The following is an 8,637-nucleotide window of genomic DNA, read 5'->3' as shown; positions in this document are numbered from 1 at the left end:
GCACCCGCCCTGCCAGCTCCAGAGATCCTGCATCCAAACGAGGAGGCCGAATTCATCATTCGGCCTCCTTCGTTTTCACGCGCTAAAGCGCATGAGTACTTTTGGAAGGTGAACACACACGAGATCGGTGACGCCGTCATCGCCGCGCTGGCTCTGTAATCGCCGAAAGGTCAGAGTTTTGTGATTTCCGCCATCGAGCCCATTTGCGGCTGGATGGCAGGGGATCAGGTGGGGTAATGTAGGGTTTTCCGCATGCCCCGCCCTTACCTTTTCAGAATCCTCACCCTCGTTCTGGTGGCGGGTGGCTTGACTTGGTGGCTGGCACGATCCCGGCCATCGACCCCTGAGATCAAGAAACAGTCGTCCGAGGTTTCCGCGCCTGCCAAGATCGAGCGCGCGCATCTGCCGCGAGCTGTGGCTGATTTCACCGACTGGGCGCAGGACTATCTGGCGGATGAAAAGGCCCGCCAGCTTCAGGATGGCCTCGCTTTGGCGGAATCGCATCGCGCGGCGATGAAGGAGCTGATTCAAACGGATCCGCAGCGTGCCCTTGAAAGCGCCGTGCCTATGTCGATCAGGCAAAAGCTGCCCGCCGAGATCGTGGAGAGGCTCGAGCAGCGCATCAGCGGACGCGGCCTGTATGAAGTGCTCGCGGTTTCTCCGGACAGTGATCCCTCCGAGCCGCGCGTGCGCCGCTTCGCCACCCTCAACGACCAGGAACTGCGCGCTCACGTGTACGGCAAGCGTGCGGCCCAACCAACAACGCCGAATGCCATGATGTGGGGCGTTGCTGTCGACCGTGAGCTGGCGCTGAGTGAGAATCGCGTGCGTGTGCTGGAAACAGGCGAGGTCCCTGATCCTAACAAAAAGCAGGAATATGTCTGCCCCGTCTCACAGAAGCCGCTGCCCATGCCGCCGAGTCCTGAGCCCATCACCGAGGACACGCCAGCGGTGGAGACGGACACCCAGATCATTCACTTCTGCGCCAGTGCTCATATCAACGCGTATGAGAACGAGATCGTGGCTGGTGAAGGTAACACGGGCGGTCCCAGCACTCCCACCGGCACGCTGCCCATCACCCGCACCACCAGCACGGGTTTGCGCAAGTTCATCTACATGCGCGTTTCTTTCCCGGACCGCCTGCAGGAAGTGCAGACAGAGAAAGATGCCTGGGCCAACTGCAAATCACTGACCGACTATTTTCAGGAGAGCTCCTACGGCCGCTGCAGCTTCCTCGGCACGGTCACGCCAATCTTGGTTATGCCAAGGTCGGAGGCCTGGTATATCCAGGATTACAACACCACCGGCAGCAACAACCCCATCATGAGTGATGCCCGCGAGGCAGCGCGTGCGCTGGGATATCCGACGGATGATTACCAGCACTTTGTCTGCATCTACACCGGCGGTCCGGGCAGCTTCGGCGGACTGGGCAGCGTGGGGGGTGGCAACACCTGGCTCAAAAGCACCTCCATCGGCACTTTTGAGCATGAGTTTGGCCATAACGTGGGCGTCTGGCACAGCAACTCCTGGAACACCAACGGTGCCAGCATCATCGGCCCGGGAGCCAATGTGGAATACGGTCATGTGCTGGATGTCATGGGCAACAGCGGCAGCGGCGGGCACTTCAATGCCAGCATGAAGGACCAGCTGCAGTGGCTCACGCCGGAGACCTATCACACAGCTCTCGCCAGCGGCACTTACCGCATCTTTCAAACGGATCAGGTGAACCAGGATCCTGCGCGGAGATATGGCCTGAAGGTCGCCAAGGACACGGATCGTGATTACTGGGTGGAGTTCCGCCAGCGGCACAACACCAACCCCTGGTTCATGAGCGGCGCCACCCTCAACTGGAGCCCCTGGGGCAATGGCAGCGGCCAGGATAATGGCACCACGCGCGGCAGCAACCTAGGCACGCAACTGCTCGACATGACTCCAGGTTCACCCGATGACCGCACGGACTCAGCGCTTGCCATGGGCCGCACCTACTCAGACACGGCCGCGGGTGTGCACATCACGCCCATCAGCAAAGGCGGCACCACACCTGAGTCTCTGGATGTGGTGGTGAACACCGGCAGCTTCACGGGCAACCAGGTGCCCACGATTGATTCCCTCACCGCCAGCACCAGCACACCTGCAGTTAACGGCGCCATCAACCTGACCGTCACTGCCACGGATTCGGATGGTGACACGCTGGCCTATGCCTGGACCTTCGGGGATCCTGTGAGCGGCACTCTCTACAGCCCCACTTTCAGCATCAACAACGCCTCCACCCAGACCAAGACCTACACTGCGGCGGGCTACTACAATGTGCAGTGCACGGTGAGTGACATGAAGGGTGGCAGCATCACCAAGAGTCTGCTCATCACCGTGGGAACGCCCTCCACTTATTACATTGAAGGTTACGTGATGGATGGCAGCGCGCCTCTTTCCGGCATCCGCATGTCCAATGGTCAGGCCACTGGCTCCTGGCGCGGCGGCCTAACCGATAGTGATGGCCTCTATCGCATCACCAATCTCGCCAACGGCGCCGTGACCGTGGCCGCCTTGGAGGCTGGATATTCCTTCACCGCTGGTTTCACGAATCCCGCCACGATCGCCTCGGCGGGCATCACTGGTGCCAACTGGACGGCCACGCCCAATCTGCCACGTGTGATGGTGGAGGCCATTGATGCTGAACTGACGGAGGACAATGCCTCGGACACCGCCACCCTGCGTATCAGCCGCACTGGCAGCGCCACTGCGGCCCTGGTGGTGGCCACCGACCTCCAGGGAGCCGCGGGTTACATCAGTGATTACTCCCTCTCCACCACACCGGACACCACCACGGCCTCTCCGCTGGAACTTTTTACCATTCCTGCGGGCAGCGGGTTTGTGGACCTCACACTGACAGCCGCCACAGATTCGAGCAGCGAGGGGCCGGAGACCTTTGCGGTTTCACTCATCAATGCGCCGGGTTACATCCCGTCAGGCCCACAGACGGCCGTCTTTACCATCCTGGATCAGGACACGGCGAATCCGCGCGTCAGCATCGTGGTGAACGATCCTGAGGCCGTTGAGAACAATGCTTCGGACACGATCCAGTTCACCGTCACCCGCGCAGGCTCCACAGCTGCCTCCATCAATGTGAACTACGCCGTCACCACCGGTGCTGGCATGGCCCTTAGTGGCACGGATTACACGATCAGCCCAACCAACTTTGTAACCATTCCATCTGGCAGCAGCAGCGCCACGATCACGCTTACTCCCACGGATGACAGCGCGGTGGAGGGGCTGGAAAACATCTCGCTCAATCTCAGCACGGGCACCGGATATGTGGTGGGCACGCCGAGCAGCGCCACGGCCAAGCTGGTCGATGACGACATCAACACCGTCTCCGTCACCGCCACGGATGCCACCGCCAACGAGAACGGAGATCCCGGCCGCTTCACCTTCACCCGCACGGGCGACCTCACGCTTCCGCTCATCGCTCATTACGGCATCAGCGGGCTGGCCACGCATGGTGTGGACTATCAGGCGCTGAGTGGCGTCGTCAGCTTCGCCGCCGGCTCCAGCACTGTCACGGAGGATGTGCTGCCCATCAATGACGCGCTCGGTGAGCCCACCCAGGATGTGATCGTGCAGTTGCGCAGTTCCAATGCTTATCAACTCGGCGCCGGCGCCACCCATCGCGCGACCGTCAACATCAATGACGACAGCGACCTGCCGCTCGTGGCCATCAACCTGCTCGATGGCGTGATCACTGAAACAGATGCTGGATCCTTCCGCATCACCACCAGCGGCACTGGCACGGGGAACATCACTGTGAACTACACCGTCACCGGCACGGCCACCTCAGGCAGTGATTTCACCGCGCTGGCCGGCAGCCTCTTGATCAGCAAGAACAACACTTCCAACGTCAGCATCATACCGGTGAATGATGCGCTGCTGGAGGATGCGGAAACTGTCGTCATCACGCTCACGCCGAGCGCGTCTTACACGGTGGATGTGCAGAACAGCATCACCGCCGTGATTCGTGATGATGACAAGCCCACGGTGAATGTTTCCGTGAATGCGCTGAGCACAGCCGAGAACGCCGCCAGCCGTTTTTACCTCAGCCGCACGGGCTCCACGACGAGCGCCTTGAGCGTGAGCTACAGCATCAGCGGCACGGCCACACCAGGCACTGACTACACCGCGCTCAGCGGCACGGCCAGCATCGCCGCGGGCAGTTCGGGAGCCTTTGTGGATGTGGTGCCGATCGAAGACACGCTGGCCGAAGGCGTGGAGAGCGTGACCATGACCGTGAACTCCATCGCAAACTACGGTGTGGAAGTGGCCAGCACCACGCTGCTGATCACCGACAATGATTCCGGCTTCACCAGCAATCTCGCCTTTGCCAGCGTGAGCACGACGGTGGACGAAGCCTCGGGCGCAGGCGTGATCCATGTCAGCCGCACCGGCACCACCACGGACACCAGCTCCGTGGAATATGGGGTGCTCACCGCCAGCGCGCTCGGCAGCGGGGTGGACTTTACGCTGCCTGTCGGCGTCCTCACCTTCGCACCGGGTGAAACACAAAAGCAGATCCCCTTCACGATTCGGGATGATGAAGTGCCCGAGGATCCCGAGGCCTTCGTGGTGCAGCTACGCAATGCCACGAATGCGATCCTCACCAGCAATGCCACGCAGCACAGCGTCCTGATCACCGACAACGAGCCGCGCGTGAACCTGGAGATCGTGGACCCCTTCATGCATGAGGGCACGGCGGACACTGCCACCTTCCGCATCACGCGCAGCGGCCCCACGACGCAGGCACTGGCCGTGCCTCTGGCCTTCAGCGGCACTGCCACGAATGGCACGGACGTCACCAGCATTCCCACCTCCATCACCATCCCCGCTGGCAGCGCCAGTGTGGACCGCGTGGTCACAGCCTCCACCGATGCGCTGAGTGAAGCCGCTGAAACATTGATGGTTAGTCTGGCAGGCTCCGGAAACTTTCTTCCTGGACCCCGTGCCAGTGTTTCCATGTCTATTGGTGATGCTTCCGCCAATGATGCGCCGTTCACCGCCATCCTCTCCCCGCGAGGCGCTTCACCTGGCGTGCCTGCGGGCACCACGCTGCAGCTTGCCGGCATGGTCAGCGATGATGGAGCGGTCACCAGCCTGTGGACCCAGGTGAGCGGCCCGGGCACCGCCGCGTTTGCCGATGCTTCCGCCACCACGACCACGGCCACATTCTCCGCCAATGGCACCTACACACTGCGCCTAACAGCGAATGACGGAACGCAGACCTCGCAGGCGGAGGTGACGCTCGCCGTGGGCGTGGCAGTCGCGCCCTGGACGAATGCGAACATCAACAGCCCCACGCTCCCCGGAGCCGGTGTGACGCAAAACGGAACGCATCTTCTGGTCGGCGGCGGGAACCTGCTCTCCAGCACCTCTGACAACTTCCTCCTGCGTCATCGCCCGCTCAGCGGCAACAGCAGCTTCACCGCCCGCGTGCGCAGCACCACCTTCAGTTCCAGCGCGGCACGCATCGGCATCATGCTGCGTGAGAGCACCGCCGCCGGCTCCCGGTTTGCCTCCATGTTCATGGCGCCGATCAATGGCAACCTGAGCGCCTTCCAGTATCGCACCAGCACCAGCAGCACTGGTTCCAGCACGACCACCAGCGGCCTCTCACCCGGTTACTGGGTGCGGCTGGTCCGCAGCGGCAGTTCCTTCTCCGCCTTTGATTCACCGGACGGCGTCAACTGGACCCAGCGCGGCAGCACCCAGACCATCGCCATGGGGACGGACATCCTCGCCGGACCTGCCGTCATGTCTGCCAGCACCACGCGGCTGAACCTGGCCTTGATCGACAACATCAGCATCACCGGCGTGACGGAAAATGTGGGCGCTTTTGTGAGTGCCGGAGCCGATACCAGCGTGATGCTGCCCCAGGCCATGACGATCCCGCTCAATGGCACTCTCAATGACGATGCCATGACCGCTGGCGCCACCGCCGTCTGGACCCAGATCAGCGGACCTGCGGCCAGCACCTTCGGCAATGCGGCCACCACGATCTCCACCGTCACCCAGCCCGGCACCTATGTTTACCGATTGATCATCGATGACGGCGAGGTGCGCACGCTTGATGATGTGACCATCACCGCCACGAGTCCCATCTATGACTGGCGCGCAGCTGAGTTTGGCGCGAACGCCAGCAATCCCGCCATCGCTGGTGACAATGCGGACCCCGAGGGAGATGGCATCATCAATCTCCTCGAATACGCCCTGGCTCTGGATGCGCAGGGCAGCTCAAACGGCGATCTCCCTCACGCCGAAAACTCCGGCGGCCAGTGCCACCTCGTTTACACACGACCTGCAAGCGCCCCGGATCTCGTCTACGCCGTCGAATGGAGCGCGGGCCTGGGTGCCTGGAGCACCAGCGGCGTCACCGAACAAGTTCTCAGCACCAGCGGCGGCATTCAAACGGTGCGCGCCAGCGTGACCCCGGCGGGCTATGAACGCTGTTTTATGCGCGTGCGAGTCACGCGGCCGTGAGAGAACCGGTCTAATGAAAAGTGTCACTGTCCACAAAGTGCGGTGACTTGGGCAGCTCGAAGCCAAACTCTTTCACGGTGAATTTGCCGGTCTCATCCACGGTGCCGAGCAAGTAGGACTCCAGGGCGTCCACGCCTTCGATCCCTTTTGGATTGGAGGTCAGGATCACGCTGATCCAAAGCGGTATCTCCAGCGACTTCTCCTCCGTCTTCACATCCACGGTGAATCCTTCCGGATAGGCCGCGCCGCTGCCCTCGTTCTCCTTCTTGGCCTTCGCATACTGCTTTGGCTTGGCTTTTTGAGTGGCTTTCAGGATCTCCTGTTCGGCGGCTTTCAGGACATCGATCTGCCAGAGCACAGCACCCTTCTCGATCTTCACAAGCGTGATGGCTGCGGGAGACCACTTGCCCGAAGCTTCCCACAACAAAAGAGATCCGTCTTTCGACCAGCGTGCGGGCTGAGGCTCACCATGATTGCGCCGGGTCCAGGCCACGAACTTGGTCTGCAGGTCTGCCAGCACTCGTCCGGTCTTCACCTCGATGAGGCTGTTCTTTCCTTCATTCTCCGGCACTTCATCGGTTGTGGGCACGGTGACGCCATAATGGCCGTCGGGCGAAAGGCTGTCATCGGGCACGGTGTAGACTTTCGGCACTTTTGGTTGGGCTGTTAATGTGGTTCCCTTGGCGTCCTCGGCAAAGTTTAGAGGAGCACTTCCAATTACCAGCATGAAGAGAACAGATGGGAGGATGGGTTTCATAGAGGCAAGTTTGGGAGTTAATGTTACGCCTCGTGTGCATTGGAAGCACTGATGCGGTCAAAATCCGGAATGACGTTCTCTTTCAAGTAGGGTCCGAACCACCGCCCCTCAGGATCCGAGGGCATCGTTCTGATAGATTGGAGCATACGGACATGCTTCAAGAGTTCTGGAATTCGACGATTAGCGGGAACTGCCAGAAACTGCTGAAGTGATCCGACAAAAACGATCATCTCATCTGGGTCGACATATCGCTGAGCTTTCCAATCCTCGACTTCGATCTCAGGAACAATAAAGCAGTAGGCTTTGGCACCCCAGTTCCACGCAGATGCATACTGCCAGTATTCATCGGTCTTTTCATTTCGATACAAGCGATGTTCTCCATCAGGATGCTTCGCAACGAGGACAAGTTCGCCAATGATCGCTTTCGTCTCCTTTGCCCGCTTGCTCACCGCTTCGCGAGAGAACTCGATGTGGGGGAACCTGGAGAGTGAATGGTGCATTGTTCCTTTGGAAGATGGGATGATCTGCCAGCCTTGTCAGCATCATTTGTGAGTGACGCTAATCGACTAAACACCCTCGCCCGCTTCACAAGTGGCGGTGAGTGCGCCCAGACGGACCGTGCAACTCAGATGGCCAGTGGATTCCAAGAATGGGATGGCAGCCCCCTAGAAGGTGCCAGATCACGGGAAGAAACGAGGCCTCATTGAGAGATGCGGGACCCACGTTGGGGTCCGACGTGGGAGAGACGGATGTTCGGCAGGCTTCCAGGGTAGGCTCGCTAAGGCTCGCCAACCCTTCGATATGATGCGGAAGGCCCTTGGTCTTGCTTGGGGGTTTGATCCATGAGTGGGTAGTGGTATAGCTTCATTTTTCCCCGAGGAGCGCAATCACCTCTTCAATGTTCTAGACGTGATCTGAGATTCCGGCCTGCATGGGAGGAGTGAGACGGAGAGTCTAATGAACGCTGCAGAAGTTGTAGTGCATGTAATGGAGCGAGATTGCCGCCATGGGGTTCTCGATCTTCTTGGAGAAGGCATTCGTGAGGCGTGTGAACCGACGCATAGACATGCGCATCGTCAGGTTCTGGCGCTCAATGTAGGAGGTGGAGACGAGGCTTTTCTCTGGGCTGCCAGTAATCTTCTTTTTCTTGATGCCGGTCTTTGAGCATGTCTGCCACTTCTTCATCAATGCCATCCAGGAGGCGAAGACTGTCTCGGATGTCTTTGACGCGAAGATTGAGTGCCGTCGCAATGCGTTCAAGGGTGAGTCCATCCTTCACCGCTCTGAAGATCATTTTGTGCGGAGTTGCCAGGGGTTCGGTGCCGAGGATCATGGCGGCCTCTTCTAAAAGGTCG

Annotated in this window: 4 protein-coding genes and 1 pseudogene; 1 reads left to right on the top strand and 4 read right to left on the bottom strand. The window is 60.1% G+C overall.

Features of this window, described 5'->3' with window-relative positions; genetic code table 11:
- Positions 1–252: 252 nt before the first annotated feature.
- On the top strand, positions 253–6,525 hold the full coding sequence (locus BGE01nite_RS17760; RefSeq protein ID WP_146852091.1) for a Calx-beta domain-containing protein: 6,273 nt from the start codon (positions 253–255) through the stop codon (positions 6,523–6,525).
- A 10-nt stretch (positions 6,526–6,535) separates the two neighbouring features.
- Here BGE01nite_RS17760 and BGE01nite_RS17755 read toward each other — a convergent pair whose 3' ends face one another.
- The 4 genes and pseudogenes from BGE01nite_RS17755 to BGE01nite_RS29430 form a co-directional block, all read right to left on the bottom strand.
- Positions 6,536–7,282, bottom strand: a complete 747-nt coding sequence (locus tag BGE01nite_RS17755; RefSeq protein ID WP_146852090.1) for a hypothetical protein — start codon at positions 7,280–7,282, stop codon at positions 6,536–6,538.
- Between the two features lie 23 nt (positions 7,283–7,305).
- Positions 7,306–7,782, bottom strand: coding sequence for a hypothetical protein (locus BGE01nite_RS17750; RefSeq protein WP_146852088.1), 477 nt, complete (start codon positions 7,780–7,782; stop codon positions 7,306–7,308).
- Positions 7,783–8,239: 457 nt separating this feature from the next.
- Positions 8,240–8,437 (bottom strand): annotated as a pseudogene (locus tag BGE01nite_RS29910) (IS1 family transposase); the annotation flags it as partial.
- Entirely contained in the window at positions 8,373–8,615 is a 243-nt protein-coding gene (locus BGE01nite_RS29430; RefSeq protein ID WP_218033024.1) for a hypothetical protein, read from the bottom strand. The pseudogene BGE01nite_RS29910 and the gene BGE01nite_RS29430, both read right to left, overlap by 65 nt.
- Positions 8,616–8,637: the final 22 nt, after the last annotated feature.

The sequence above is a fragment of the Prosthecobacter gellanilyticus genome, from assembly GCF_007992435.1.
Lineage (GTDB): Bacteria > Verrucomicrobiota > Verrucomicrobiia > Verrucomicrobiales > Verrucomicrobiaceae > Prosthecobacter > Prosthecobacter gellanilyticus.
Note: the sequence above shows the minus strand (reverse complement) of the source record. Positions and strands in the feature narration are given on the sequence as shown.

Coding starts and splice junctions, on each gene's coding strand:
- BGE01nite_RS29430 (WP_218033024.1), bottom strand. CDS start 8,615: ATGATCCTCGGCACCGAACCCCTGGCAACTCCGCACAAAATGATCTTC.
- BGE01nite_RS17750 (WP_146852088.1), bottom strand. CDS start 7,782: ATGCACCATTCACTCTCCAGGTTCCCCCACATCGAGTTCTCTCGCGAA.
- BGE01nite_RS17755 (WP_146852090.1), bottom strand. CDS start 7,282: ATGAAACCCATCCTCCCATCTGTTCTCTTCATGCTGGTAATTGGAAGT.
- BGE01nite_RS17760 (WP_146852091.1), top strand. CDS start 253: ATGCCCCGCCCTTACCTTTTCAGAATCCTCACCCTCGTTCTGGTGGCG.